We start from the raw sequence: 2,577 nt of genomic DNA on the forward strand, positions 1-2,577 counted from the left end.
GTGCGGAACGGCCGGCCCGGGTCCCGCGCCGGCCGTTCCGCACCCCGCCCCGCCCCCGAACGGACCGGCCGGGGTGCGCCCGTGCGGAACGGCCGGCCCGGGTCCCGCGCCGGCCGTTCCGCACCCCGCCCCGCCCCCGAACGGACCGGCCGGGGTGCGCCCCGGCCGCGTACCGCCTCGAATGAGGGGGTGACCGCGCCGCCCGACGACTGCCTCGCCCGCAACGAGTGGATCTGCGGCGCCTATCTCTCCACCCGCAGCGAGATTCTCACCGACGCCGTCCTGGAGCACCTCCGGCTGACCGCCGTCTCCGTCGCCCTCGCCCTCGTGCTCGCCCTCCCGCTCGCGGTGGCCGCCCGCCGGTGGCGCTGGGCGGCCGGCCCCGTCCTCGGGGTCACCACACTGCTGTACACGATTCCGGCGCTCGCGATGTTCTCGCTGCTCCTGCCCCTGTACGGGCTGTCCGCGTCCCTGGTCGTGGCCGGCCTCGTCCTCTACTCCCTGACCCTCCTCGTCCGGAACATCCTGGCCGGACTCCGCGCCGTCCCCGAGGAGACCCGGCAGGCGGCCCGCGGCCTCGGGTACGGGCCGATCCGGCTGCTGCTCACGGTCGAACTGCCGCTCGCGGTGCCCTCCGCGATGGCCGGGCTCCGCATCGCCACGGTCTCCGCCGTCTCCCTCGTGACGATCGGCGCGATCGTCGGCCACGGCGGACTCGGCAACCTCGTCTACTCCGGGATGAACACCTACTTCAAGGCCCAGGTGCTCACCGCCTCGGTGCTCTGCGTCGTCATCGCCGTCGCCGCCGACCTGCTCCTCGTCGGCGCCCAGAGACTCCTCACCCCCTGGACCCGGGGGCGGTCCACGTGACCCGCCACCCCTCCCCGGCCCGGGGGACGGCCCGGTGAGCGTCCTGGCCGAGTCCTGGTCCTGGCTCACCACCGCCGGGCACTGGTCCGGCGAGAACGGCGTCTGGCACCGGCTCGCCGAACACCTCTTCCTCACCGTCGTGTGCCTCGTCCTCAGCTGTGCGATCGCCCTGCCCGTCGCCCTCCTCCTCGGACACCTCGGCAAGGGCGGCGCCCTCGCCGTGAACCTCTCCAACGTCGGCCGGGCCGTCCCCACCTTCGCGGTCCTCGTCCTGCTGCTGCTCAGCCCGATCGGGACGTACGGCGAGTGGCCGACGATCATCGCCCTCGTGCTGTTCGCGGTGCCGCCGCTGCTGACCAACGCGTACGTCGGGATGCGGGGCGTCGACCCCGACGTCGTACGGGCCGCCCGGGGCATGGGCATGACGGGCCGCCAGACCCTGACCCGGGTGGAACTGCCGCTCGCGCTGCCGCTCGTCCTGACCGGTGTGCGGATCGCCGCCGTGCAGCTCGTCGCCACCGCCACCGTGGCCGCCCTGGCGGGCGGTGGCGGGCTCGGCCGGATCATCACGGCCGGGTTCAACCTCGCCTCCACCCCCCAGGTCGTCGCCGGGGCCTGCCTCGTCGCCGCCCTCGCGCTGCTCGTGGAGGGGATCTTCGAGGGCGTCCAGCGGCTGACCCCCGGCGGCCCGCGGGGGAGGGACGCGTGAGCGGACGCCCCCGCCGACCCCGGATCGCCGCCCCGGGTCTCCTCCTGGCCCTCTGCGCGGCCCTCGGCGGCTGCACGGCGGGGCCGTCCCTGGAGGCGCAGGGGGAGGTCACGGCGGAGCCGGGCGACAGCCGCCGGCTGACCGTCGGCTCGGCCGGGTTCACCGAGAGCGACCTGCTGGCCCAGATGTACGCCCTGCTCCTCGAAGAGGCCGGCTACCGCACGAAGATCCTCTCCGTCACCAACCGCGAGCTGTACGAGCCGGCCCTGGAGCGCGGCCAGATCGACGTGGTGGCGGAGTACGCGGCGACCTTCGCCGACTGGCTCAACGCCAAGGCCGACGGACCCGACGCGCCGCCCGTCGGCTCGCCCGACCCGGACGCCACCATGAAGGCCCTGCGCGCCCTCGCCGCCCCCCGCGGGCTGACCGTCCTCGACGCGGGCCGCGCCGTGGACCAGAACGCCTTCGCCGTCACCGCCGAGTTCGCCGCGAAGCACCGGCTCAAGACCCTCAGCGACCTCGGCGCCACCGGCCTCCCGATCCGGCTCGCGGCCGGTGACGAGTGCGTACGGCGGCCGTACTGCGCTCCGGGGCTGCGGAAGGTCTACGGCATCGACGTCACGGCCGTGGACCCCAAGGGGGTCGGCACCACCCCGGCCAAGCAGGCCGTCCAGAACGGCCAGGACCAGCTGGTGCTGACCACGAGCACCGACGCCACCCTCGACGCGTTCGGTCTCGTCCTGCTGGAGGACGACAGGAACCTGCAGAACGCCGACCTCGTCGTCCCGGTGGTCAACCGCGCCCGGGCCGGCGGCCCGGGGGTCACGGGGGCGCTGTCCCGCCTCAACACGGTCCTGACCACGGAGGACCTGACCCTGCTCAACGAACAGGTGGACAGCTGGCGGCGACTGCCGGAGGACGTGGCACGGAACTACCTGGTGTCGAAGGGCCTCGTCGCGCGGTGAGACCCTTCGACACCAGGTAGTTCCGTGCCACGT

3 protein-coding genes are annotated in these 2,577 nt (G+C 74.5%); all 3 read left to right on the forward strand.

The window, feature by feature from the left end; genetic code table 11:
• The first annotated feature begins 189 nt into the window (after positions 1-189).
• Genes EAO70_RS38310 through EAO70_RS34765 form a run of 3 tightly spaced genes read left to right on the forward strand, consistent with a single transcriptional unit; the run spans position 190 to position 2,544 of the window.
• Entirely contained in the window at positions 190-870 is a 681-nt protein-coding gene (locus tag EAO70_RS38310) for an ABC transporter permease (RefSeq protein ID WP_187284165.1), read from the forward strand.
• A gap of 34 nt (positions 871-904) precedes the next feature.
• Positions 905-1,579, forward strand: a complete 675-nt coding sequence (locus EAO70_RS34760) for an ABC transporter permease (protein ID WP_148006805.1) — start codon at positions 905-907, stop codon at positions 1,577-1,579.
• On the forward strand, positions 1,576-2,544 hold the full coding sequence (locus EAO70_RS34765; RefSeq protein ID WP_402112626.1) for an ABC transporter substrate-binding protein: 969 nt from the start codon (positions 1,576-1,578) through the stop codon (positions 2,542-2,544). Before EAO70_RS34760 ends, EAO70_RS34765 begins: the two co-directional genes overlap by 4 nt.
• The last annotated feature ends 33 nt before the right edge of the window (positions 2,545-2,577 follow it).

It is taken from the genome of Streptomyces sp. adm13(2018), assembly GCF_008042145.1.
Lineage (GTDB): Bacteria > Actinomycetota > Actinomycetes > Streptomycetales > Streptomycetaceae > Streptomyces.